General features: G+C 45.9%; 23 protein-coding genes and 1 tRNA gene. 14 read left to right on the top strand and 10 right to left on the bottom strand.

Features of this window, described 5'->3' with window-relative positions:
* Positions 1–109 precede the first annotated feature (109 nt).
* Genes ATB78_RS21325 through lolB form a run of 3 tightly spaced genes read right to left on the bottom strand, consistent with a single transcriptional unit; the run spans position 110 to position 2,590 of the window.
* Positions 110–1,054 (bottom strand): ribose-phosphate pyrophosphokinase, encoded by a 945-nt coding sequence (locus ATB78_RS21325; protein WP_010446481.1) that lies wholly within the window; start codon positions 1,052–1,054, stop codon positions 110–112.
* 28 nt (positions 1,055–1,082) lie between these two features.
* The gene (ispE, locus tag ATB78_RS21320; RefSeq protein ID WP_061010422.1) at positions 1,083–1,955 is read right to left on the bottom strand and encodes a 4-(cytidine 5'-diphospho)-2-C-methyl-D-erythritol kinase; all 873 of its coding nucleotides are present in this window, start codon (positions 1,953–1,955) and stop codon (positions 1,083–1,085) included.
* Positions 1,952–2,590 carry a lipoprotein insertase outer membrane protein LolB gene (gene lolB, locus ATB78_RS21315; protein WP_080773098.1) on the bottom strand — a complete coding sequence of 213 codons (639 nt, stop codon included), beginning with the start codon at positions 2,588–2,590 and terminating at the stop codon, positions 1,952–1,954. Before lolB ends, ispE begins: the two co-directional genes overlap by 4 nt.
* Before the next feature lie 134 nt (positions 2,591–2,724).
* Here lolB and hemA point away from each other — a divergent pair, with 134 nt between their 5' ends.
* The 8 genes from hemA (at position 2,725) to ybaK (ending at position 10,634) form a co-directional block, all read left to right on the top strand.
* Complete coding sequence (gene hemA, locus ATB78_RS21310) at positions 2,725–3,981, top strand: glutamyl-tRNA reductase (protein ID WP_009705659.1); 1,257 nt, start codon at positions 2,725–2,727, stop codon at positions 3,979–3,981.
* A gap of 29 nt (positions 3,982–4,010) precedes the next feature.
* A complete protein-coding gene (gene prfA, locus ATB78_RS21305) occupies positions 4,011–5,099 on the top strand; it encodes a peptide chain release factor 1 (protein ID WP_039988770.1) in 1,089 nt (362 codons plus the stop codon).
* A gap of 3 nt (positions 5,100–5,102) precedes the next feature.
* Positions 5,103–5,960 (top strand): peptide chain release factor N(5)-glutamine methyltransferase, encoded by an 858-nt coding sequence (prmC, locus tag ATB78_RS21300; RefSeq protein ID WP_009705660.1) that lies wholly within the window; start codon positions 5,103–5,105, stop codon positions 5,958–5,960.
* Positions 5,961–6,000: 40 nt separating this feature from the next.
* Positions 6,001–6,384, top strand: coding sequence for a SirB2 family protein (locus ATB78_RS21295; protein WP_005438606.1), 384 nt, complete (start codon positions 6,001–6,003; stop codon positions 6,382–6,384).
* Between the two features lie 5 nt (positions 6,385–6,389).
* The gene (locus ATB78_RS21290) at positions 6,390–7,199 is read left to right on the top strand and encodes a SirB1 family protein (protein ID WP_005438607.1); all 810 of its coding nucleotides are present in this window, start codon (positions 6,390–6,392) and stop codon (positions 7,197–7,199) included.
* Positions 7,200–7,251: 52 nt separating this feature from the next.
* Positions 7,252–8,103 carry a 3-deoxy-8-phosphooctulonate synthase gene (gene kdsA, locus ATB78_RS21285; RefSeq protein ID WP_005438608.1) on the top strand — a complete coding sequence of 284 codons (852 nt, stop codon included), beginning with the start codon at positions 7,252–7,254 and terminating at the stop codon, positions 8,101–8,103.
* 304 nt (positions 8,104–8,407) lie between these two features.
* Positions 8,408–10,069, top strand: a complete 1,662-nt coding sequence (gene ushA / locus ATB78_RS21280; RefSeq protein WP_061010420.1) for a bifunctional UDP-sugar hydrolase/5'-nucleotidase UshA — start codon at positions 8,408–8,410, stop codon at positions 10,067–10,069.
* Positions 10,070–10,160: 91 nt separating this feature from the next.
* Positions 10,161–10,634 carry a Cys-tRNA(Pro) deacylase gene (gene ybaK / locus ATB78_RS21275; RefSeq protein WP_005438610.1) on the top strand — a complete coding sequence of 158 codons (474 nt, stop codon included), beginning with the start codon at positions 10,161–10,163 and terminating at the stop codon, positions 10,632–10,634.
* Positions 10,635–10,751: 117 nt separating this feature from the next.
* Here the strand turns inward: ybaK and tnpA are convergent, their stop codons facing one another.
* The 4 genes from tnpA to ATB78_RS28650 form a co-directional block, all read right to left on the bottom strand.
* Positions 10,752–11,213, bottom strand: coding sequence for an IS200/IS605 family transposase (gene tnpA, locus ATB78_RS21270; protein ID WP_033007073.1), 462 nt, complete (start codon positions 11,211–11,213; stop codon positions 10,752–10,754).
* Between the two features lie 195 nt (positions 11,214–11,408).
* A complete protein-coding gene (gene rluF / locus ATB78_RS21265; RefSeq protein WP_061010418.1) occupies positions 11,409–12,563 on the bottom strand; it encodes a 23S rRNA pseudouridine(2604) synthase RluF in 1,155 nt (384 codons plus the stop codon).
* A 103-nt stretch (positions 12,564–12,666) separates the two neighbouring features.
* Positions 12,667–13,248, bottom strand: a complete 582-nt coding sequence (smrA, locus tag ATB78_RS21260) for a DNA endonuclease SmrA (RefSeq protein ID WP_038896409.1) — start codon at positions 13,246–13,248, stop codon at positions 12,667–12,669.
* A gap of 133 nt (positions 13,249–13,381) precedes the next feature.
* Positions 13,382–13,522 carry a DUF3149 domain-containing protein gene (locus tag ATB78_RS28650; RefSeq protein WP_020198127.1) on the bottom strand — a complete coding sequence of 47 codons (141 nt, stop codon included), beginning with the start codon at positions 13,520–13,522 and terminating at the stop codon, positions 13,382–13,384.
* Between the two features lie 260 nt (positions 13,523–13,782).
* On the opposite strand from ATB78_RS28650, the gene ATB78_RS21255 reads away from it, so the two are divergent.
* Positions 13,783–13,859, top strand: a tRNA-Pro gene (locus ATB78_RS21255).
* A 150-nt stretch (positions 13,860–14,009) separates the two neighbouring features.
* Here the strand turns inward: ATB78_RS21255 and ATB78_RS21250 are convergent.
* Positions 14,010–14,882: a TraB/GumN family protein gene (locus tag ATB78_RS21250; RefSeq protein WP_061010416.1), complete on the bottom strand. Its 873-nt coding sequence runs from the start codon at positions 14,880–14,882 to the stop codon at positions 14,010–14,012.
* Positions 14,883–15,340: 458 nt separating this feature from the next.
* Between ATB78_RS21250 and ATB78_RS21245 the strand changes: the two genes are divergently transcribed.
* Together ATB78_RS21245 and ATB78_RS21240 are read left to right on the top strand one after the other, a co-directional pair.
* Complete coding sequence (locus tag ATB78_RS21245; protein ID WP_061010414.1) at positions 15,341–17,992, top strand: beta-N-acetylhexosaminidase; 2,652 nt, start codon at positions 15,341–15,343, stop codon at positions 17,990–17,992.
* A 450-nt stretch (positions 17,993–18,442) separates the two neighbouring features.
* On the top strand, positions 18,443–19,135 hold the full coding sequence (locus ATB78_RS21240) for an oligogalacturonate-specific porin KdgM family protein (protein WP_005438618.1): 693 nt from the start codon (positions 18,443–18,445) through the stop codon (positions 19,133–19,135).
* Positions 19,136–19,201: 66 nt separating this feature from the next.
* On the opposite strand, the gene ATB78_RS21235 is transcribed toward ATB78_RS21240, so the two are convergent.
* Both ATB78_RS21235 and ATB78_RS21230 read right to left on the bottom strand, forming a co-directional pair.
* On the bottom strand, positions 19,202–19,651 hold the full coding sequence (locus ATB78_RS21235) for a DUF411 domain-containing protein (RefSeq protein WP_009705665.1): 450 nt from the start codon (positions 19,649–19,651) through the stop codon (positions 19,202–19,204).
* A gap of 24 nt (positions 19,652–19,675) precedes the next feature.
* Positions 19,676–22,372 (bottom strand): heavy metal translocating P-type ATPase, encoded by a 2,697-nt coding sequence (locus ATB78_RS21230; RefSeq protein ID WP_061010412.1) that lies wholly within the window; start codon positions 22,370–22,372, stop codon positions 19,676–19,678.
* 473 nt (positions 22,373–22,845) lie between these two features.
* Between ATB78_RS21230 and chiP the strand changes: the two genes are divergently transcribed.
* From chiP to ATB78_RS21215, 3 genes are all read left to right on the top strand, one after another.
* Positions 22,846–23,967, top strand: coding sequence for a chitoporin (gene chiP, locus ATB78_RS21225; protein WP_005438625.1), 1,122 nt, complete (start codon positions 22,846–22,848; stop codon positions 23,965–23,967).
* Between the two features lie 123 nt (positions 23,968–24,090).
* On the top strand, positions 24,091–24,687 hold the full coding sequence (locus ATB78_RS21220) for a DUF2057 domain-containing protein (protein WP_061010410.1): 597 nt from the start codon (positions 24,091–24,093) through the stop codon (positions 24,685–24,687).
* Between the two features lie 189 nt (positions 24,688–24,876).
* Positions 24,877–25,192: transposase (locus tag ATB78_RS21215; RefSeq protein WP_179946996.1), on the top strand; the 316-nt coding region annotated here is incomplete at its 3' end.

Genomic DNA, 25,192 nt, shown 5'->3' with positions numbered 1-25,192 from the left:
CACAGAATTCTCACAGTGGGCGACCAAGGGATTTTCTGCCTATCGATACAAATAAAAAAACACCCCAAAGAGGGGTGCTTTTAAAATCAGTCTAACTGAAATGTTCGTATTAGTTGAACATTGCAGAGATTGACTCTTCGTTGCTGATACGACGAATCGCTTCAGCTAGCATGCGAGATAGGCTTAGTGTAGTTACTTTGCCAGTTGCAGCCATCTCTTTAGATAGAGAGATAGAGTCAGTTACGATAACTTGGTCAAGAACTGAGTTCTTGATGTTGTCTGCAGCGTTACCAGAGAAAACAGCGTGAGTTGCGTAAGCGAATACACGCTTAGCACCGCGCTCTTTTAGCGCTTCAGCTGCTTTACATAGTGTGCCACCTGTATCGATCATGTCATCAACGATCACACAGTCACGACCTTCAACGTCACCGATTAGGTTCATTACTTCAGAAACGTTTGCACGTGGACGACGCTTGTCAACGATAGCGATGTCGATATCGCCTAGCGCTTTTGCTGTTGCACGAGCACGAACAACGCCACCTAGGTCAGGAGAAACCACTACTGGGTTTTCTAGACCGCGAGATTGCATGTCTTCTAGAAGTACTGGCGTACCGAAGATGTTATCAACTGGTACATCGAAGAAGCCTTGGATTTGCTCTGCGTGTAGGTCGATAGTCAGAACGCGGTCAACACCAACGTTAGATAGGAAATCAGCAACAACTTTTGCAGTAATTGGCACACGAGAAGAACGTACACGACGATCTTGGCGAGCGTAGCCGAAGTAAGGAATAACTGCAGTGATACGGCCTGCTGAAGCACGGCGCATTGCATCAATCATAACAACCAGTTCCATTAGGTTGTCGTTAGTCGGTGCACAAGTGGATTGAATGATAAAAACATCGCTACCACGAACATTCTCGTTGATTTGAACTGCAACTTCGCCATCAGAAAAGCGAGAAACAGATGCATCACCTAGAGAGATGTAAAGACGATCAGCAATACGTTGGGCTAGTTCAGGTGTTGCGTTACCAGCAAATAGCTTCATATCAGGCACGGTGGAAACCTCGGGTTTGCGTCCAGTTTTAAATAGGTCGGTGTGAGGCTGATTGGTATTCAGCCAAAGTCTCTTTCAGTGGCGAAACATTGCGCCCTTGAGCGACAAATGCCGAGACTTTATCAGAGAGTTGTGCAAGGATAGTTTCCGCTTCGGTTTTGCTCGAAAATTCAGCAAAAACGCAAGATCCTGTCCCCGTCAATCTTGACGGCGCGTATTGTAGCAGCCATGAAAGTTGCTTATCAACCTCTGGGTAGAGCATTCGTACAATTTTTTCGCAATCGTTTACGCTTGGCGCGTTTAAAAGCGTTTCTAAATCGCGTTTTGGCGTATTTCGGGTCAGATCTGGATGACCGAATATGTCGGCGGTTGCAATGGAAACATTTGGGCGAACAACCAAATACCATTTCTCATCTGGATGAGCCGGAGAAAGTTTCTCGCCAACACCTTCCGCAAACGCCGCAAAGCCGCGAACAAAAACGGGTACATCCGCACCAAGCGAAAGGCCGATTTCGGCTAATTCATCATCACTTAAGTGGGTTTGCCATAGGTAGTTCAGTGCAACCAGCGCTGTTGCCGCATTTGAAGAACCGCCACCAATGCCACCGCCCATCGGTAAGATCTTATGAAGATCAATATGGGCACCGTATGAGCAATTTGCGTAGCGTTGCAACGCCGTGGCAGCTTTCCAGATCAAGTTGTCTTTTAGAGGAACACCTTCAATCTCAGGTGAAATGGTGATCTCACCTGAGTCGTTTGCTTGAATAGTGAGTTCATCGCCGTGATCGACGAATTGGAATAGTGTTTGTAGCTCGTGGTAGCCATTTTCGGTTCGGCCATTGATATAAAGAAAGAGATTCAATTTCGCCGGAGATGGCCAGCGGGTTGAAATATCGATCATTGGGTGATGTTCCATTTTGTGATCACTAAATTAATTTTTACGTCTGCTGTGCTCAGCTTTAACTTGTTTGGTAGAGGCAATGTCTGTTGATGCCATTCAATGTCGCCATAGCGTTGATAAGCGATGTTCCAATCATTCGGGCCGATCTGTTTATCGAGCGCTTGTAACGTGTTGGTTGGTGAAAGCTGGAAAGAGTCTGCATCGGTTGGTAAGCCGAGTAGCCAATCTGGCATGTGGTCGACGGGCATCATCAAACCGGTCAAACGGAAAATGAGTTGGTTAGCGTCACGAGCAGAGAGTACTTGATCATCGTACGTTTCGACCGTCGCGCCTTGCGGGGTAATCGTGAGCTTTAATGCGGTTTGACCAAGCAGAGTGGTTAAGCGCAATTGACTTAAGGCGGAAGAATGCTTCCAGAAAAAGTTCAGGCTTTGTCTTTGATCAGGGCCAATGTAGCCAAGTTTGCCTGTAGCTTGAAAGTTATCAATGGTTTCCAGTCGCTGTTCGTGCGCTTGCCACTCTACGCTGGTGACACTTTCAGGAACAGAACTACAACCCGCGAGTACTAGGCTCGATAAGAGCAAGATGAGAAAGGAGCGTAAGGTCATGTTTGATGGCTTATTAATCAGTTTCATCGGTAATCGCTCACAACTATAGCATTGAAAAGCCGAGCGAAGGAAAACAAATCCGGCTTACCCTTTCAATAAATGCGTGCTTACAGTAAAATTCTGAACCTATTTTATAACCGATCTCAGAGATACCACGTTAGATGTCCTTGCTTGCTATTGGAATCAATCACAATACAGCGTCTGTTGACTTGCGAGAGAAAGTGGCGTTCGGACCCGATAAATTGGGCCCAGCACTTGAGCAACTCAGAGACCATGAAGCCGTAAATGGCAGTGTGATTGTTTCTACCTGTAACCGTACCGAAGTGTACTGCGACGTGAAGCAAGGAGCGCGAAATAAGCTTATCGACTGGCTAGCCCAGTTCCATCAAGTTAATCAAGAAGATTTGATGCCCAGCCTTTATGTCCATGAAGAGCAAGCGGCGATTAAGCACTTGATGCGTGTTTCTTGCGGCCTTGATTCACTGGTACTAGGTGAGCCTCAGATTTTGGGTCAGGTAAAACAAGCGTTTTCTGATTCCCGAGATCATCAGGCGGTGGATGCGTCGATTGATAAGTTGTTCCAAAAGACTTTCTCAGTCGCAAAACGTGTTCGAACAGAAACTGATATTGGTGGTAACGCCGTGTCGGTAGCTTATGCTGCATGTACACTGGCGAAACACATCTTTGAATCACTGTCTGACTCAACAGTATTGTTGGTTGGCGCAGGTGAAACCATCGAATTGGTGGCGAAGCACTTGGCGTCGAACGGCTGTACTAAGATGATTGTTGCAAACCGTACTCGAGAGCGTGCTCTTGTGTTAGCGGAGCAATTTGGGGCAGAAGTGATCAGCTTGAATGAAATTCCGGACCATTTATCAAGAGCAGACATCGTGATCAGCTCAACGGCGAGCCCACTGCCTATTATTGGTAAGGGGATGGTCGAGACTGCGTTGAAGAAACGTCGTCACCAGCCGATGCTCTTGGTGGATATTGCGGTACCACGTGATGTGGAAGCGCAGGTCAGTGAATTGAATGATGCTTACTTGTACTCGGTGGATGACTTGCAGTCGATCATCGATAGCAACATTGAACAACGTAAAGTAGAAGCGATTCAAGCAGAAGCGATCGTCAGCGAAGAAAGCGCGGCATTTATGACGTGGCTACGTTCACTCCAAGCGGTGGACAGTATTCGTGATTATCGTAAATCGGCCAACGAAATTCGTGAAGATTTGCTAAGTAAGAGCCTACAATCATTGGCAACGGGCGCAGACCCAGAAAAAGTGCTGCGCGAGCTTAGTAATAAACTCACCAACAAACTGATTCACGCCCCAACTCGTGCGCTACAAAGTGCGGCCGAGCAGGGCGAACCAGCAAAATTAACGGTTATCCGCCAGACCCTTGGTTTGGATGATCTGTAACTCACGCTTTTTATTAAGAAAACGACACTATGAAAGCCTCTATTCTGACTAAGCTAGAAACGCTAGTAGAACGTTACGAAGAAGTTCAACATCTTCTTGGTGATCCTGATGTAATTGGAAATCAGGATAAATTCCGCGCTCTATCAAAAGAGTACTCTCAGCTAGAAGAAGTTACTAATTGCTTCCAAGCGTATCAACAAGCGCAAGATGATCTCATCGCTGCTGAAGATATGGCTAACGAAGACGACGAAGAAATGCGTGAAATGGCGCAGGAAGAAATCAAAGAAGCAAAAGGTGCGATCGAGCGTCTGACTGATGAGCTACAAATTCTTCTTCTTCCAAAAGATCCAAACGATGATCGTAACTGTTTCCTTGAAATCCGTGCTGGTGCAGGCGGTGATGAAGCAGGTATCTTCGCGGGTGATTTGTTCCGTATGTACAGTAAGTACGCAGAGAAGCGTGGTTGGCGTATCGAAGTGATGTCTTCTAACGAAGCAGAACACGGTGGTTACAAAGAGATGATCGCGAAAGTGAGCGGCGACGGTGCATACGGCGTATTGAAGTTTGAGTCAGGCGGTCACCGTGTACAACGTGTTCCTGCTACAGAATCTCAAGGTCGTGTTCATACTTCTGCGTGTACCGTAGCGGTTATGGCGGAAATCCCAGAAGCGGATCTGCCAGAAATCAAAGCTGCAGACCTGAAAATCGATACTTTCCGTGCATCTGGCGCGGGGGGTCAGCACGTTAACACCACGGATTCTGCAATCCGTATTACTCACTTACCAACTGGTACAGTAGTAGAGTGTCAGGACGAGCGTTCACAACACAAGAACAAAGCGAAAGCGATGGCAGTACTTGCTGCGCGTATCGTTCAAGCGGAGCAAGAGCGTCGTGCGGCAGAAGTGTCTGACACACGTCGTAACCTACTAGGTTCTGGTGACCGTAGTGACCGCATCCGTACTTACAACTACCCACAAGGTCGTGTTTCTGATCACCGTATCAACCTAACCATCTACCGTTTGAACGAAGTGATGGAAGGTGATCTACAAAGCCTGATCGATCCAGTGGTTCAAGAGCACCAAGCAGACCAACTAGCGGCGCTAGCTGAGAACGGCTAATCGATGAGCCAAGTTCAATCTATTGAGCAAGCACTGAAAAGTGCGACGGCAATTCTGACAGAAGGCGGCAAAGAGTCGCCTTCTCTCGATGCAGCTGTCCTTCTTTGCCATGTCCTTGGCAAACCAAGAACCTACCTACTGACCTGGCCAGAAAGAGCATTAGAAACCGAGCAACAAGCTCAATTTGATGCACTCTTGGCACGACGCATCGCTGGTGAGCCCGTGGCTTACATCATTGGTGAACGTGAGTTTTGGTCTTTACCTCTTAAAGTCTCGCCATCCACATTGATCCCAAGACCAGATACTGAACGTTTGGTTGAAGTCGCATTAGATAAGACTTTCGGACAAACGGGACCGATCTTAGACCTTGGCACAGGCACTGGTGCGATAGCTTTAGCATTGGCGTCCGAGATGCCAAATCGCCAAGTGATGGGTATCGATCTTAAGCAAGAGGCGAAAGAGCTGGCTGAGCACAATGCTTCGCGATTAAACATCAAAAATGTGACGTTTGATCAAGGTAGTTGGTTCGAACCTATTGCCAGCGGAACAAAGTTTGCTTTAATTGTCTCCAACCCACCGTACATCGACGAAAAAGACCCACACCTCTCTCAAGGAGATGTGCGTTTCGAACCAAAATCGGCACTAGTTGCCGATGAGAATGGTCTCGCGGATATTCGCCATATCTCAGATCTTGCTCGTCAATATTTGCAAGAAGGTGGATGGCTCGCGTTCGAACATGGTTATGATCAGGGCGAAGCCGTTCGTGAGATCATGACGCACTTTGGTTTTGAACAAGTCGTTACGGAAAAAGACTATGGTGATAACGATCGAGTGACGCTCGGTTGTTACAAGCCGCAATAATAACGAGCAAGTCAGCAGTAACTTATAAAAGAGAAAGAAAATGTACGTAGCTCTAAAACACATTCACTTAGTAACGATCGCATTGAGCGCGACGCTGCTATCGATCCGATTTGTATTGTTGATGATGGATTCTCCAAAGCGCAACAATCGCTTCTTGAAAGTTATCCCACATATTGTTGATACGGCACTATTGTTGTCAGGTATCGGCCTAATTATGGTGACCGGCTTCATTCCATTTACGGATGCTGCACCTTGGCTAACCAACAAGATCACTTGTGTGCTAGCGTACATCGCTCTTGGTTTCTTCGCTCTGAAAATGGCGAAAAACAAGCTGCTGAGAATTTTTGCCTTCTTTGGCGCTCTGGGCTGGTTAGTCATGGCCGCCAATATTGCAGTATCTAAAAATCCAAACCTATTTGGGTAATCTTCATGCTTGAGTTTTTTGACGAAGATTTTGACAACATGGCGTTGGTGGAAGGCGCGTTAGAGCTAAACCATTCCATCAACCCAGACACCAATGTCCATTGGGCAAAACTGGAACTAGAACGCCTTTATAAAGAAGCGGAAGCTATCTTGGTTCACGAGACGGATGAAGAACAACGTTTCGAATCGTTTCTGCGCTTATTCTTTTATGAGTGGGGCTTTAAAGGCGACGAGCAAGAGTACTTTATCTCTGACAACAGCTTTATCGACAAGGTGTTGGAGCGCAAAAAAGGCATTCCGGTAAGCCTTGGTGCCATCTTACTTTACTTGGGCAACCGTCTTGGTTTCCCGATGAAAGGGGTGACATTCCCGACTCAGTTTTTGATCAAAGTGGATTGGATGCACAAAACACCAGACTACATTAACCCATTTAATGGTGAGTATGTCGGTGAGAAAATCCTTCAAGCTTGGTTGATTGGTCAAGAAGGTCCGCTGGCTACATTAAAGCCAGAACACTTTGAAGAAGCGGATAACCCGACTGTAATTGGTCGCTGGTTGGCGTTGATCAAGAGCGCCATGTTACGTGAAGAGCGTTACACATTGGCGCTGCGCTGTACCAATCTTGCGTTGACGTTTGTACCTGATGACCCATACGAAATTCGTGATCGTGGTTTTATCTTCCAGCAGTTGGATTGCCATCAGGTAGCGGTGTCTGATTTTCAGTACTTTATTGACCAATGCCCAGACGATCCGGCATCAGAGCTACTAAAATCACAAGTTAACGCCATGAGCGAAAAGCACGTTACGCTTCACTAATTTTATCGGCATGCTCGAACGGCATGTCGAAGACAGATAAAAGAGAATCAAAATGGAACAGAAAATCGTTAATATTGGCGACATTCAAGTTGCTAACGACAAGCCATTCACCCTATTTGCAGGTATGAACGTTCTTGAGTCTCGTGATCTTGCTATGCAGATCTGTGAGCACTACGTAAAAGTAACGGACAAGCTTGGCATCCCATACGTGTTTAAGGCGTCGTTCGACAAAGCAAACCGCAGTTCTGTTCACTCATACCGTGGCCCAGGTCTAGAAGAAGGCATGAAAATCTTCCAAGAACTGAAAGACACGTTCGGCGTGAAGATCATCACTGATGTTCACACTGAAGCACAAGCTCAACCAGTGGCTGACGTGGTTGACGTTATCCAGCTTCCTGCATTCCTTGCTCGTCAAACTGACCTTGTTGAAGCAATGGCAAAAACAGGTGCGGTGATCAACGTTAAGAAACCTCAGTTCATGAGCCCTGGTCAAGTGGGTAACATCGTTGAGAAGTTTGCAGAGTGTGGTAACGAAAACATCATCCTTTGTGAGCGCGGTTCTTGCCACGGTTACGACAACCTAGTGGTTGATATGCTTGGTTTTGGTGTGATGAAAAACGCATCGAAAGGCAGCCCAATCATCTTTGACGTAACGCACTCACTACAAATGCGTGACCCATCGGGCGCGGCATCTGGCGGTCGTCGTGAACAAACGGTTGAACTGGCGAAAGCAGGTCTAGCAACAGGCATTGCAGGTCTATTTATTGAAGCGCACCCGAACCCAGATCAAGCACGTTGTGATGGCCCATCTGCGCTGCCGCTAGACAAACTTGAGCCGTTCCTAGCGCAAATGAAATCGCTAGACGATCTAATCAAGAGCTTTGCAGACATCGATATCAAATAATCGGTTGCTGTGAATGTTTAAATGAAATGGTCAGCCTATGTGCTGGCCATTTTTGTATCGGCACATTGATTCTGCCTCACTATCCTTTTCTCGCTTCCTTACACCACTTTGATTATGTCTATAATTTGCTTAGATTTGCGGCGAACTGGTTCGCTATGAGTAAAGTGCGTCGCAGAAACATGAAATCAATACCTTAGTGATTTACACTAGCGCCAAGTTTGCGCGTTTTAGCACAATAAGAACTCCGTTTCTTGGTTGCTGAGCGCGTAATGCAGTGGACCCCAGACGATAAAAAGGTAAAACAATGAAGCAACGCCTGATTGTAAAAACCGCTTTGAGCGCAGCTATCTTGGCAACTCTTGCCGGATGTGCCACGCAACCAGCACACGAATGGAATGAAGACACAACTTACAAACTGACCGTACTGCACACCAATGACCACCACGGTCGTTTTTGGCAAAACAAGTACGGTGAGTACGGCATGGCGGCACGTAAGACGCTGATTGATGAACTGCGTGCAGAGATTCAAGCCGAAGGCGGTAGCGTGCTTCTACTATCAGGTGGTGATATCAACACAGGTGTTCCTGAGTCTGACTTACAAGATGCTGAGCCTGACTTCAAAGGCATGAGTAAGATTGGTTACGACGCGATGGCGCTGGGTAACCACGAATTCGATAACCCACTGGAAGTGTTGTTCAAACAACAAGAGTGGGCAAACTTCCCGATGCTGTCTGCCAACATTTACGACAAAGAAACCGGTGAGCGATTGTTCCAACCTTATGCCATGTTCAACAAGCAAGGCATCAAGATTGCGGTGATTGGCCTTACGACAGAAGACACGGCAAAACTGGGTAACCCAGAATACATCAGCGAGGTTGATTTCCGCGACCCGAAAGAAGAAGCGAAAAAGCTGATTGCTGAACTAAAGCAAACTGAAAAGCCAGATCTTATCTTCGCAGTGACACACATGGGTCACTACGAAAACGGCAACCGTGGTGTGAATGCTCCGGGTGACGTTGCCTTGGCTCGCTACCTAAATGAAGGTGATTTGGACATGATTGTGGGTGGGCACTCACAAGAGCCAGTTTGTATGGAAGGCCCTAACGTCATTAAGAAGAACTTTAAGCCGGGTGACGAATGTAAGCCAGATGAGCAAAACGGTACTTACATTGTGCAAGCGTACGAGTGGGGTAAGTACGTTGGTCGTGCTGATTACGAGTTCCGCAACGGCGAATTGTCGATGGTGAGCTACGATCTGATTCCGGTTAACTTGAAGAAGAAAATCAAAGTGAACGGTGAGTCTCAACGTGTCTTGGTTCAAGATGAAATCGCACAAGACTCAGCAATGTTGGATTTCCTTCGCCCTTACCAAGAAAAAGGTCAGGGTCAGTTGAATGTGAAAATTGCCGAATCTAACGGAAAGCTGGAAGGTGACCGCAACGTCGTTCGTTTCCAACAAACTAACCTTGGTCGTTTGATTGCAACAGCTCACATGGAGCGCGCTAAAGCGGATTTTGCTGTGATGAACTCAGGCGGTGTACGTGATTCGATTGAAGCGGGCGACATCACTTACAAAGACGTGCTGACGGTTCAGCCATTTGGCAACATGGTGTCTTACGTCGATATGTCGGGTAAAGAAGTGCTTGATTACTTAAACGTCGTTGCGACCAAACCCGTTGATTCTGGCGCTTACGCTCAGTTTGCTGGCATTACCATGACAGTTGAAAATGGCAAAGTATCGAATGTTTTCATCGGTGAAAAACAACTTCGCCTAGATGGTCAATACCGCTTTACCGTACCAAGCTACAATGCGTCAGGTGGTGATGGTTACCCGAAAGTAAATACTCATCCGGGTTACGTCAACACGGGCTTTACGGATGCTGAGGTACTGAAAGAGTTCTTGGAGTCACACAGTCCAATTGATGTAAATGAGTACGCGCCTTCTGGTGACATCGTTTACAAGTAAAAAGCGATTGACTCAAAGTCGCTGATACCATTAACTTAAAGCGCTGCCCCTCACTAGGTGCAGCGTTTTTTGTTTTATAAGGAGAATCTTGATGACTCCGGCCATTAATCTTGCGAAAAAGAAAAAAGTTACACACACCATTCACCAATACGAGCACGATCCAAGAGCAGACAGCTATGGACTAGAAGCGGCTGAGGTATTGGGACAAGATCCAAAGAAAGTATTCAAAACCTTGTTGTTCTGCTTGAATGGCGAGCCAAAGAACCTTGCAGTTGCGATTATCCCTGTTGATCAAAAGCTGAACCTAAAACTGGCGGCGAAAGCAGCGAAGGGCAAAAAGGCTGATATGGCCGATCCGGAAATCGCGCAAAAGACCACAGGGTATGTTGTTGGTGGGATTAGCCCACTGGGGCAGAAGAAAGCACTACCGACTTTTTTGCACGAAAGCGCAACAGAGCAAGACACAATCTGTGTGAGTGCAGGTAAACGTGGTTTAGAAATCGAGTTAGCACCGAAAGATTTATTGAGCTTAACTCGTGGTCAGTTTGCCCCTCTTTGCCTCTAAATACATGACAAAAAAAATTATCCACCGGCATAGCCGGTGGTTTTTCATATGCGCCTATAAGGCTCTCCTACTGGCAGCGCCCTAGCAGGCGCGTAGTGATCTGACATTTGCATATGACTATTTCCTGCGACCCGTAAACGGGCTACCTGAATACGGGATCGACAATTGTTCTCCCATTTTATCCTGCTCTAGTTGGTGCTTTATGTAACTTTGTATCTTGCCGGTGTTTTTTCCTACCGTATCGACATAATACCCTCGACACCAAAATTCTCGATTCCTGTACTTAAACTTCAAATCTCCAAATCGCTCATAGAGCATCAGGCTACTTTTTCCTTTCAAATACCCCATAAACGAGGAAACACTCATCTTCGGTGGTATCTCTAAAAGCATATGAATATGATCTGCGCAGCATTCCGCTTCAATAATATTCACGTTCTTCCATTCACATAGTTTTCTAAGTATCTCGCCTACTGCCCTTCGTTTCTCACCATAGAACACCTGCCTTCGGTACTTAGGTGCAAAGACCACATGATATTTACAGTTCCATCGCGTATGCGCTAAGCTCTTTTCGTCCCCCATTGGGACCCCCTTTCAATTCTTAATTAACTCTTGCAGTTGCCAGACCACAAGACGTTTTTATCAAATTGAAAGGGGTTATATAACTGACTTATAGCTGTAAGCTTTACGGAACCCCCAGCCTAGCTGGGGGTTTTCTCTATACAATAAAAAGGACGCCCATGAGCGTCCTTTTTGATCTTGCCAGTCAGTGAAGCGTTATTTCTTCAGACTCAATGTACCACCAGTGCGTTTAGCTGGTTTGCTTGGCTTCGCGGCATTTGGATTCATGTAATGCTGCTTAGGCTTACTCGGTGATTGAGGTTTGTTTGCTGAGTGCGTATTGCTCGATGCATCTGGCTTACGGTGCGATTTACCATGCTCGCCTTGTGGTCTGCTGCGTTCACCTTGTGGTTTCGCTTTGTAATGCTCTTTTGTTGGACGTCCGCCTTCATCATCACGCTGACGACGCTGTTGGCCTTTCTTCGAGTTCGGTGCATGACGGAATTCATCTGCGTTGTTGCCACGGAAAGTACGTGTTTTCTGGTTGCGACGAGCAGTAGAATCTTGGTTCTCTTCACGGCTATCAAACAGTTTTGCGTCGGTCGCTTTACGAATGTTGCGGCCTCTAGAATCTGTTTTTGATGCTTCTTCTGTTCCCACAGAGCCTTCACACATTGCTAGGATCTCTGCCACTTCGTCGTCACTTAGGTAACGCCATTTACCGTTAGGAATGCCATCAAGTGAGATGTTCATAATACGTACGCGACGCAGCTTGAATACTTCATAGCCTAGCGCTTCACACATACGACGGATCTGACGGTTCAAACCTTGAGTCAGTACGATACGGAAAGAGAATTTGGTTTCTTTCTCTACTTTACAAGGCAGAGTTACTGTATCAAGGATCTTCACACCGCTCGACATCTGCTTAAGGAATTCACCTGTGATTGGCTTATCAACACGCACTACGTATTCTTTCTCGTGGTTGTTACCAGCACGTAGGATCTTGTTTACGATGTCGCCATCGTTGGTTAGAAAGATCAAACCATCGGAAGGTTTATCCAGACGGCCGATAGGGAAGATACGTTTTTTGTGACCGATGAAATCAACGATGTTGCCCGGAATATCACGCTCAGTAGTACAAGTGATACCAGTTGGTTTGTTCAACGCGATGTAAATTGGTTTTTCTTTCGCTGCAACAGGATTGCCATCTACGCACACATCATCGCCTGGCAGTACTTTTGTGCCCATCTCTGGTTGTTGACCATTAATCGTGACACGGCCTTGCTCAATAAGACGGTCTGCTTCACGACGCGAGCAGAAGCCCGTTTCGCTGATGTATTTGTTTAAGCGTTTTGCGTTGTCTTGTGACATGTAAGTCTCCTAACGTTTCACAACGGCGGTTAATAGAAGTACCTGCTGCTAATTAAAGCAGCAAGGTGAGATAAGGTCGGGCATTCTAGCACCGAGAATCCGGTTAGCCTAAACGTTTTTGATGACGTTCACGGGTCTCCATTTTCTTTTCAGCACTCTTTCTTAATAGAACGTACACGGCACCACTGCCACCATGGAATCGTTGTGCACTGTGAACACATTGCACTTCACGAATTTGTTGCAGCCAACTCGCGACAAAACTCTTCATTAATGCTGGTGGATTTGAACGTTCGCCACGGCCATGCACGATGACGACCGTTCGGATGTCCATCTCAATACATTGCTTGAGGAATTTAACGACTTCGTCGCGCGCTTCTTTTAGCGTTTTGCGGTGCAGATCAAGTCGAGCTTGAATCGGGTACTTACCAAGGCGCAGCTTGCGGTATACGCCATCTTGTACACCATCGCGTTTGAACTCGATAAAGTCATCGGGTTTGAGCATTTCTGCATGGTCAATCGATAAGTATTCTGGATCATCTTCCGTAAGCCAAATTGCAGCTTCGCGTTTCGCCAGTTGAGCATCCGTCACTTGGTGCACTTTTTTATGCTCGGCAGTGTCTTGGTCGATAGGTTTTACATCGCCCATCATCTGTTGGAACAGATCAAAATCGTTGTCTTGAGACATAACGGCAATCTCATAAAGAACAGGGTAGGAATAGTTAGATTATATCAACGAGTGGTGTACTGGGATCAAATAAAAAACCGGAGCAGGCAGGTTACCAACTCCGGTGCAAAGCGTTTCTAGAGCTAAGCGAGATCTAGTGAGGAGATTTGTCGTTCATGATCTTGTAAATGAAGAAACCGCTGAAAAACAACATCAGTCCAATTGTCCCAAAGATTACTATCATTGACGATAGTCCCACCGCATTACCAAATAGGAGTTCAAGCCAAAAGTCCATATGTTTCCTCCAAGATGTTCCCGACATGGATAACGTTAATGGGTGGTGTTTTTTTGCACACTGATCTGGATCAATTATGTTGCCAAGGTTAATAATCTGTATTTTATTGTGGGTTCTTAGTCACATTTCACGTGCTAGTGTTCAGTAAATCGTCAATCGAATTAAGACATTAGGTTTTTTTGTAAAAATCGCTTGCGTCTCTCTAAAGAATCCGTAATATACGCATCCGTTGACGGGGATAAGTCCTCAGTTAAACATCTCGGTGAATAGCGCAGCTTGGTAGCGCATCTGGTTTGGGACCAGAGGGTCGGGGGTTCGAATCCCTCTTCACCGACCATATTAAGAAAAAGGCTCTACAGAAATGTAGAGCCTTTTTCGTATTTGGTGATATTTGTTTGGAACCAGAGGGTCGGGGTCTGGAATGCCAGTCCAATCGAATCCCTAATCCCGCGAATCCCTAATCCCGGCTATCTAAAAAAGCTATTGATTAGATATCGCAGTCTGCCTTACGTGTATTGCCAAGTGGTTCAATCGTAAAGCCGCGTTTTTCGAGCAGTTCAATCAGGTTGTCTTTACCGACCAAGTGCAAGCTGCCAACAACAATTGTGTATTGGCCTGACTTCTTCGGTAACACGCTGCCAGAATCTAATTTTTCAGCCCAATCTCGGTTACGGTCATACAAGAAAGCCTCGTTGAACTCATCGCTCGATTGTTCGCTCATGGATGCTTCTTCTAATGTGCTGCCGTCACCGCTCTTCCAGCTGTCGATCAAGCATTGCACCAGTTTTTCACCACCATCGTATTCTTCAATCGAAGAAAGCAGTAGTTCTTTACCACCATCTTTTTGTCCTGCGATCAAATCCAATTGAAACTGCACACTTTCCAAAGGCAGCACCGGCACTTGCTTTTTATCGGCTAGGTTAATCAAGTGCATGTCGACACCTTGGTCGGATGCATAACCCAGTTTGTTTACCAACATCAATTGAATGGTTAAAGCCGCAGACCATGGCGGCGCATTGAGTAACTGTGCTTCTTGTAGGCCTAAGTCATTGGCTATCTCAGCAAGATGTTTGCGCTGGGTTCTATCTAAAACATCTTTGGCCAGAAATGCAGTTTTTGGGTAGGTCACGCCTTCAGTATTTCGAACATCGGCTTCGATGATTAAGCCATCACTGTTTTTGAGGAACTGGGTGACGGCTTTTGGCAATGGGTACATGGTTTTGTCACCGACATGGACGGAGCCAATAATCATGTATTCCATATCGCCTTTCTTTGCTAGCCAATGCTGTGGCTCGGCTTGAACTGAATAAGAAGTAAAAAAGACGATCAGAGATGACATTACGGACAAGAGTCGAAACATATTTTGCTCCTCGAATTCAATATGCATCTTATCTATAACACGGTTCGGCAAAATCGTCATTTTTAAAAATATTGACGAGTTTTAACGGCGGAGAAATGAGAGCTAATTCACGAAAGCGTTTCAATTGAGTTTGTTGTTAATGGTTCACTTAATAACCAATAGTGATCAAAATCCTATAAAACCAGTCGAACCCCATCAATATTCGTGATTGAGATCGCAACAAACTCGTCAAAAAAAGTTGGTCGTTTTTAACGTTTTGACTAAGTGATTGAAATTAATATGTTTATATTTTTCTGCTTGAAGCTGAATTTGAGCTGGATCACTTCTTAGTTCCATTAATTTTACGCTTAGAAATAACTGCTTGTATGTTGAATGCAACTGTTAAGCGCCTCGCATTTAGGTGCTCACCATTTTTGATAAATGTCGTTTTGAACCACTGACTTTTTGGGGAAAGTAAGATGTTGAAACATAGTCTGATTGCTGCTTCTGTTATCGCTACATTGGCAGGTTGCTCTTCACTACAAAACTCTGAGCAACAAGTTGTAAACTCATTGGCTGACAACCTTGATATTCAATATGAAGTGTTGACTAACCACGGCGCAAATGAAGGTCTTGCATGTCAAGACATGGGTGCTGAGTGGGCGTCTTGTAACAAAGTAAACATGACGCTAGTTAACCAAGGTGAAGCGGTTGACTCTAAAGATTGGGCTATTTACTTCCACAGCATTCGTCTGATTTTGGATGTTGAAAACGAGCAGTTCAAAATCTCTCGCGTAACGGGTGACCTACACAAACTAGAACCAACAGATAAGTTTGATGGTTTTGCTGCGGGTGAAGAGGTTGTGCTTCCTCTTGTTGCTGAATACTGGCAGCTATTTGAAACTGACTTCATGCCAGGCGCCTTCGTTGCTGCACCAAATGCAGAGCCTAAGATGATCGCTTCTCTTAACACAGAAGACGTTGCATCTTTCGTGACTGGCCTTGAGGGTAACAACCTAAAACGTACGCCAGATGACAACAACGTATTTGCAAACGCTGTGTCTCGTTTCGAGAAGAACGAAGACCTAGCAAAACAAGACGTATCAACCACGTTACTACCAACGCCAATGTCTGTTGAAGCAGGTAAAGGTACGGTAGATATCGCGGCGGGTATCGCGCTGCCTAAAGACGCATTCGATGCGACTCAATACGCAGCAATTCAAGATCGTGCAGAAGTGGTAGGTGTGGATGTTCGTGGTGATCTTCCTGTAAGCATCACTGTTGTTCCTGCAGACTTCACCGGTGAATTAGCAAAATCTGGTGCTTACGAAATGAGCATCAAAGGCGACGGTATTGCGATTAAAGCGTTTGACCAAGCAGGTGCTTTCTACGCAGTACAATCTATCTTTGGCCTGGTAGATAGCCAAAATGCTGATTCTCTACCACAACTGTCTATTAAAGATGCGCCGCGTTTTGATTACCGTGGTGTGATGGTGGACGTGGCTCGTAACTTCCACTCTAAAGACGCAATTCTTGCAACGCTTGACCAAATGGCAGCGTACAAGATGAACAAACTACACCTTCATCTAACGGATGATGAAGGCTGGCGTTTAGAAATCCCGGGTCTGCCTGAGCTGACTGAAGTGGGTGCTAACCGTTGTTTCGATTTGGAAGAGAAAAGCTGTTTACTGCCTCAGCTTGGCTCAGGTGCAACGACAGACAACTTTGGTTCTGGCTTCTTCAGCAAAGCAGACTACGTGGACATCTTGAAGTACGCGAAAGCGCGTAACATCGAAGTGATTCCTGAAATCGATATGCCAGCGCACGCTCGTGCAGCAGTGGTATCAATGGAAGCACGTTACGACCGCCTAATGGAAGAAGGTAAAGAAGCAGAAGCGAACGAGTTCCGCCTGATGGATCCTCAAGATACATCAAACGTAACGACGGTTCAGTTCTACAACAAGCAAAGCTTCATCAACCCATGTATGGAATCTTCAACTCGCTTTGTTGATAAAGTGATTTCAGAAGTAGCAGCAATGCACCAAGAAGCAGGAACGCCGCTAACAACATGGCACTTTGGTGGTGACGAAGCGAAGAACATCAAGCTAGGCGCTGGTTTCCAAGATGTGAACGCTGAAGACAAAGTAAGCTGGAAAGGTACGATTGACCTGTCTAAACAAGACAAGCCGTTCGCACAATCTCCACAATGTCAGACGCTAATTGCAGACGGTACGGTAAGCGACTTTGCTCATCTACCAAGTCACTTTGCAGAAGAAGTGTCTAAGATTGTGGCAGAGAAGGGCATTCCAAATTTCCAAGCTTGGCAAGATGGTCTTAAATACAGTGAAGGTGAGAAAGCGTTCGCAACAGAAAACACACGTGTTAACTTCTGGGACGTTCTTTACTGGGGTGGCACATCATCAGTGTACGAGTGGTCTAAGAAAGGTTACGACGTGATCGTTTCTAACCCAGACTACGTGTACATGGACATGCCATACGAAGTTGACCCGAAAGAGCGTGGTTACTACTGGGCAACACGTGCAACAGATACTCGTAAGATGTTTGGTTTTGCACCAGAGAACATGCCTCAGAACGCAGAAACCTCAGTAGACCGTGATGGCAATGGCTTCACTGGTAAAGGTGAAATCGAAGCGAAACCTTTCTACGGTCTATCAGCACAGCTTTGGTCTGAGACAGTACGTAACGACGAGCAATACGAGTACATGGTATTCCCTCGCGTACTAGCAGCCGCTGAGCGTGCATGGCACCGTGCTGATTGGGAAAACGACTACAAAGTGGGTGTTGAATACTCGCAAAACTCTAACCTAGTAGACAAAGCTGCGCTAAACCAAGACTACAACCGCTTTGCGAACGTTCTTGGTCAACGTGAACTGGCTAAGCTAGAGAAATCAGGTATCGACTACCGCCTACCTGTACCAGGTGCGAAAGTAGAAGATGGCAAGCTAGCAATGAACGTTCAGTTCCCAGGTGTGAAGCTTCAATACTCTCTAGACGGCAAGAACTGGCTAACTTACGCAGACAATGCTCGTCCAAATGTGAAAGGTGAAGTGTTTATTCGCTCTGTATCTGCAACAGGCGAGAAGACAAGCCGCGTGACTAGCGTGAAGTAATTCTGCTAATCATTCACTAAAATCATTGTTCCTTACTCAAAGCCCTCAACTTATGTTGGGGGCTTTGTTTATTTTTCTACGGAAAATAAGCGTGATCAATGTCTGATTATTTTTTACTGATAATTAAGTTCGTAATTTAGAAAGAAAAGAATAGTGTGATCTTGATGCTTGTTTAGTGCTTGATTTGAGAGTGTAACTAGCCTGAGTTCACACTTTATTTTTTTGACGAATTTTTAGGTTTTATAGCAAGGTATTGTATTTAATAAACATTCTTGGATTTCGAAAATGTCGATTTGAATTGGATCACTGTTTTAAACGATTTATTTTTCAATGCGAATTAAATTGCGCAGTATTGCTGTCGCCAGGGAGGCACATCCCAATGTTTGCGATGAAGGGCAAGTGATAGCCGGACATCTCATCGCATAACGTGAACAAATAAAGGCAGTAATTATGAAAAACGTTTTTGCACTAAGTGCACTTTCTCTTGTTTTCGCATCAAGCGCTTTCGCAGGCTCATCTTACGTAACGGGTAACATCCAATTCCACGATGATGGCCGAATCCACGGTTCGGACATGACATCAACGCTAGAAGCAGGCCACACTTTCGATAACCAATTCGGCGGCTTCACGGTTTACACTGAGTTTGACGGCATTCAACTAGGTAAACTAGAAACTGAAAACGGCGGCGCAGGTAACACAACTCCAGCAATCACTGTGGGTGGTGAGCAAGCATTTAACATCACTGATCACCTATGGGTTGCAGCAGGTTACCAACACCTATTCTCTGCGGGTGAGAGCATCCAATACCGTCCTTTGGTTAAAATCGGTTACAACTTCGATAACGGTATCTCGCTAAGCAACCGTACTCGTGCACACATTGATGCGACAGACGCTGATGCTGATACAGATTACCGCATGGATAACCGCATTGGTTACGCGATGAATGAAGACGTGACCTTCAGCTACAACAACGTTTACATGATTGAAGCAGAGACCATGGACCACGAGTTGCGTGCAACATGGACTCGTAAAGGCGTACAGCCATACTTTGAGTTCCGTAGCCAAGCTCACGGTGCAGAAAACTCAGCGGGTGACAGCCTAGTGAACAACGCGTTCGTGTTCGGTGCGTCTTACGGCTTCTAATTAAAAAGTTTGTCTTAACTGTCCATTAAGAAAAAGCCCAGCGGTTTGAATCGCTGGGCTTTGTTTTTATTGGTCGTTACCTTTGTGGTAGCGGTATTCGTAAACCTGACCTTTCTCGTTGTAGGCGTATACAGCGTAGCTGTCTTTCTTATCACCGTACTCCATGCCCGGTGAGCCCATTGGCATGCCCGGTACAGTCAGGCCTTTTGCATTTCGAGGTGGGTTTTCCAAAAACGCTTTAATGTCGTCTGCAGGAATATGACCTTCAAATACGTAGCCATCGATCTCTGCGGTGTGGCAAGAGTAAAGCTGTTCGTTCTTGATGCCCAAATCGCGTTTGATCGCATTCATGTCATCATGCAGCTTTTCTTCCACAGTAAAGCCGTTCTCTTCCATGTGTTTTGTCCATTCGCCACAGCAGCCACAGTATGGCGATTTGTGGTTGATGACATCAGCGGCTAATACGTTCGCCGATGTGACAGCAAGCATTGTAAAGGTCAATAGTTTCAACTTCATAATATCCTCGAGAAGAAGTGTCGCTTACTTAATGGTAAACAGTCGTAGTCGATTTGCATTACTGACGACCGTGATTGAAGACAGTGCCATCGCTGCACCAGCAACGACAGGACTGAGCAAAAATCCAAACGCTGGGTAAAGTACGCCTGCGGCGATAGGGATACCCAACGAGTTATAAACAAAGGCGCCGAACAAGTTTTGTTTCATGTTCTTAAGTGTTGCGCGAGAGAGTTCAATCGCATGCACAACGGCCATTGGTGATGTATTGAGAATGGTCATTTGTGAGCTTTCGATTGCCACGTCACTGCCACTTCCCATTGCGACACCAAGATCAGCTAGTGCAAGGGCTGGCGCGTCATTGATGCCATCACCGATCATCGCAACTGTGCGGCCTTGAGATTGCAGCAGTTCAATATGTTGTGCTTTCTCGTCGGGCATCACTTGAGCGATGACTTCATCAATGCCAAGCTCTTTACCGATAGCATTGGCAACGTGTTGGTTGTCGCCTGTGAGCATGACGGTTTTTATGCCCTGCGATTTTAATGCAGACACCGCTTGTTTGGCATCAGATTTAATCGGGTCAGCGATGGCAATTAAACCAATCAGTTCGTTGTTCAGAGCCACAGCCACTGGTGTCCAAGCGTTGTTTGCACAATCTTCAATTGCTTGCTTCATTGAGCTGGTATCAATCTGCTCGGTTTGCATAAATTGCAATGAGCCAATGAGTAGCGGTTGTGCTTGGTAAGTCGCGGTGATGCCACGGCCACGAATGTTCTCGAATGCGCTCAACTCAACACTTTCAGTATTGTTCTTTCTCGCGTAATCACATACGGCTTTTGCCAACGGGTGCTCAGATTGACGCTCTGCCGCGTATGCAAGAGCCAACATGTGCTCTTGGCTGGTGGCGTGAGTAAATACTTGCTGCACACTCGGTTTACCTTGAGTAAGCGTGCCAGTTTTATCGAATACGACCGTGTCGATTTTGCTCGCCAACTGTAGTGCGTCAGCGTCTTTGATCAGAATGCCGAGCTCTGCAGCTTTACCGACACCAACGGTGACCGACAATGGTGTTGCTAAGCCTAGCGCACAAGGGCAGGCGATGATCAGCACGGTAGTCGTTACCACAAGCATGTAGCTGGCTTTAGGTTCTGGACCTACAGCAAACCAAACCAAAGCGGCAAGGATTGCGATACCGACCACGACCGGAACAAATACCGATGAAATCTGGTCTGCTAATTTTGCAATGGCAGGCTTACTACTTTGCGCCGTGCGTACCATGCGAATGATTCGAGCCAACATGGTGTTCGCGCCGATGCCCGTTGCTTCAATGATTAATCCACCATCGGTATTTAATGTACCGGCAGACACTTGCGCATCTTGCGCTTTTAACACTGGTACGGGTTCACCGGTTAGCATCGACTCATCAATGTACGATTCACCCTGTATCACAACGCCATCTACTGGCACTTTCTCGCCCGGTTTGATGCGCAGTTTCATGCCTAGCGCGATTTGCTCAACTGCGATCTGTTGATCACCTTGTTCTGTAATCGCTGTTGCTTGTTGAGGTTGTAGGTTAATCAGAGCCTGCAGTGAGCGTGTTGTGTTGGCTTTGGCTTTTGCCTCTATATAGTGACCAAGAGAAATTAAGCCGATGATCATTGCGCTCGCTTCAAAGTACACGTGGCGTGAAGCAAGAGGGAACCAGTCTGGGAAAATCACCACAAGCATTGAATAGAACCACGCCGCACCAGTACCTAGCGCGACTAACGTATCCATGGTGGCGCGTTTGTGAGTGGCTGCTAACCATGCGTTAGTAAAGAAGTGCTTACCCGCGGTTGCAAGCAGTAAGAGACACAGAATACCAATCGCGCCCCAAGCCAACTGGTCGTTCGTATTGCGAATCACCATGTTGCCGCCAAACACTCCCCACAACATCAGTGGCGCACCGACAACTAAGCCAGCAATGGCATCTAGCTTGAAGCGTTTTTGTTGGGCAAGTTGTTGAGCCGCTTGCTTTTCTTGTTGGGTTGCTGCGTCTTGCAAGATCTCTGCTTGGTAACCGGCTTGCTTTACGGATTCAACGATCGCTTGGTGAAGGGTTTCTGTATCTTGAGTGGCGAACACTAATGCACTTTGCTCAGCAAGGTTTACTTGTGCTTTCTCAATGCCTTCTACGTTAGTAAGTGCTTTCTCTACTGAAGAGACGCAACTCGCACACGTCATGCCTTGAATCAGCATTTGCAATTGAATGCTCGCTGGTGGCACCTGTGCATCTTTAATATTGCTTTGCTTTTCTGCCAGTTCAGGCTCTGATGAACCTTCTTCTTCTACTTCAATAGAATCAAGGCTAGCGGTATAGCCAATAGTTGCCACAAGATCGATCACTTGCTGCTCTGAGAGTAGGGTCGTGATATCGAGTTGGGTTGTCGATGCTTGAAACGCAATGACGTCTTGATTCTCCTCTAATAAAGAAGAGAGTTTCTTAACGCAGCCGCCGCAGCTTAATCCAGCTAGGTGAAACTGATATTGGTGACCAGCGTGATAACCCAAGGACTCGATCGATTCAACAATAGAAGCAAGAGGGGACTCGGTTTTCACCTCAACCATGGTCGGGGACAAATTGATGATCTCAACACTGTGATTGGCATGTAAAGCTTTCTCAACTTTTCTCGCACAGCCCATGCAGTTGAGCCCTGACATAGGTACAACGAACTGATACATAATTTGTCCTCAATAATAGTAATGAGCAGAGCATAAACCTTCCTGCAAGGGGAAGGTCAAGTTTTTCGACGCGAAACAAATTCGTCAAAATCGACGTTATTGCACAGCCTTTGTGCAGGGATTGTTGCGAGTTATCTCAAAGTTTTTTCTCTTTGAATATAAAGTTCCGTTAAAACGCCTAAAAGTTGAGTGAGGGCGCTCACGATTTTTGAGCTTTTTATATAAAAACAAAGAGAGATTGAGTGGTTTTGACGTTTTTATATTTTTATTTGTCACTATAAATTGTTGTTAATTATCGGTTTATATTGCTTTTGATCTTCTGATTTTGAACTTGCTCAGATTGCGGTTTGGAAAGTTTTTTACTGCGAAAAAAGTTTGTCATATTTGCCCCGTCCACACATTGTTTCAAGTTCCTGCAATGTCCTAGTTAGCGAATTTGAAAATGGAAAAAACTAAAAATATAGGGGTTAAAAATGTCTTACCTAAAGAAAAGCCTACTTGCTACTGCAATCACAGGCATGATGTTCAGTGGTTCAGCTTTTGCTGATGGTGCAAACAGTGATGCAGCGAAAGAGTACCTAACTAAAGACTCTTTCTCTTACGAAGTTTACGGCATTATCGCGATGCAGGCCGCGTACCGCGATTACGATTCTGGTAGCAAAGCAACTGACGACGATTTGGGCGGCATGCAGCTAAACAACGAATCACGTATCGGCTTCCGTGGTAAAAAGCAATTCGCTAACTTTGAACCAACGTTCATTTGGCAAATCGAAGGTGGCTACGTAGACCCAAGCTTCGGTGGTGAAGGTGCAGGCCTTGGTGAGCGTGACACATTCGTAGGTTTTGAAAGCGCTTCTTGGGGTCAAGTTCGTCTAGGTCGTGTTCTTACTCCAATGTACGAGTTGGTTGACTGGCCAGCATCTAACCCAGGTCTAGGCGATGTTTACGACTGGGGTGGTGCGATCGGTGGTGCTAAGTACCAAGACCGTCAATCAAACACAATCCGTTGGGACTCTCCAATGTTTGCTGACAAATTCTCTCTAGATATCGCAGCGGGTGCAGGTGACAAAGCTGGTCTAGGTGAAGGCGACGATTACTGGGGCGGCATCGCGGCTCACTACAAGTTAGGTCCACTACAATTGGATGCTGCGTACGAAGGTAACCGCAACATCGAAGGTGAAGGTCAAACTTGGGAAAACAACACGTACCTAGTAGGTGTTCAAGGTTGGTTTGAAAACGGTATCTCTTTCTTCGCTCAATACAAATACATGGAAGCTGACGCAAGCAACGGTGTAAACGAGAAGCAAGATGCAATGTCTGCAGGTCTGATGTACACAACAGGTGACTGGCAGTACAAACTGGGTTACGCAGCAAACTTTGACCTAGAACGTGACGGTAAGACAATCGACAACACAGCAGATGATGTACTATCTGCACAGATCATGTACTTCGTAGACCCATCTGCAGTACTTTACGCTCGTGCACGTACTCTAGACTTCGGTGACGGTGCGTCTCAACTAGACGATAACACTAAAGCACGTTGGAAGTCAGCTGACTACGACGAGTTCTCTGTAGGTGTTGAATACTACTTCTAATATAGAAGCAGTTAAAAGGGCGGAAACGCCCTTTTTGTCTTGATACTTATTCACATAAGCCATTGGAATGACCGGCCTGTTAGTTTCAGTGGCTTATCTAAATTGGTATAAGACGAGAAAACCATGATGAAAAAAACAACCACACTATTAGGACTTTGCGCAATCCTTTCTGCGCCTGCATTTGCTGCTCAACTGACTCTGCAAGCGGAATTGGTTCCTCGCGTTCTCAACAGTGAGTTCGTCTACCCTGAGTGGATCTCTGATAACAACAGCATCAAAGTTGAAGATGGTGCAAACCAACTTGCTGTGAATGTTGGTCAAATTGTGTTTGAAGATGGCAAGCGTCGTAAGTTTGATTCACAGCCGCTTTTACTTGAGTTCGATGCACCGAAAGATGCAGAGCTAACGCTGACATACAATAAGTTCCGCACTATTGAAGAAGCCAAAGCATTTGAAATGGATCCGAAACTGACGCTGAAAGATGCAAGCGGCAAAGATGTTGAGTTTTCAATGGTTCAACTTCGCAAAGGCGGCCTACAAGGGTTCCGCGACTATGAACGTGAAGTGGCTGATTACAACAAAGCAATGAACACGCAATCGACGAAAGCAAGCATCGCGGCGTCTCCGGCTGTCACTAAGACATTGAAAGAGTCATTCAGTGATCTAAGCCGTCAAGAGCAACAAGAATTCATGCAGTGGGCGATGCAGAATCTAAAATAATAGGCATTCGTAACTTTGTTTTGCGATAGCTTTTCTGTTGTTCTAAGTATTTTGTCGCTATAAATAAGAGGGCAGTACCTTAATCGGTACTGCCCTGTTTGTATTTATGGGGCTTTGTTGCTTAAATCGATGGAACTAAATCTAGAAGCTACGATCTGATCGGCTACCCCCATCAATCGTCGTAGCCTCATGCCTAAACCTCGTTACAAAACAACTAACTGGAAGCAGTACAACAAAGCCTTAATCAACCGTGGTTCTCTGACCTTTTGGATTGATGAGGAAACGATAGCTGAGTGGAAACAAAACAAACAAGGCAAGCGTGGTAGACCTCGCCGATTCAGCGACTTAGCCATTACTACCGCACTGATGGTGAAACGCATTTTCTCTATGCCATTGAGAGCGCTACAAGGTTTTCTAGACTCTGTATTTAAGCTGGCTAACATCCCGCTTGTTTGCCCGCACTACACCTGTATAAGCCGCCGAGCTAAGGAAGTTGAGGTTTCAT

Source organism: Vibrio sp. CUB2 (assembly GCF_001557945.1).
In the GTDB taxonomy this organism is placed as follows: domain Bacteria; phylum Pseudomonadota; class Gammaproteobacteria; order Enterobacterales; family Vibrionaceae; genus Vibrio; species Vibrio owensii.
This window is presented reverse-complemented; position numbering and strand designations above follow the sequence as displayed.